Raw genomic sequence first — 220 nt, forward strand, 5'->3', positions numbered from 1 at the left:
GTGCCGGCCATGATGTGGCTGTGGCCGTCCTCGTGCTGCAGGCCTTCGCCGTTCAGCGTGGTGCGCCCAGAGGTGCCGCCCAGCAGGAAGCCGCGCGCCTGCATGTCACCCGCCGCCCAGGCCAAGTCGCCGATGCGCTGGAAGCCGAACATCGAGTAGTACACGTAGAACGGCACCATGATGCGGTTGGACGTGCTGTAAGACGTGGCCGCGGCGATCC

Annotated in this window: 1 protein-coding gene; it reads right to left on the reverse strand. The window is 67.3% G+C overall.

Translation table 11 applies throughout. From position 1 onward, the window contains the following. Positions 1-220: hypothetical protein (locus HA630_RS26800; RefSeq protein WP_166832118.1), on the reverse strand; the 220-nt coding region annotated here is incomplete at both ends.

The sequence above is a fragment of the Aquabacterium sp. A08 genome, assembly GCF_011742065.1.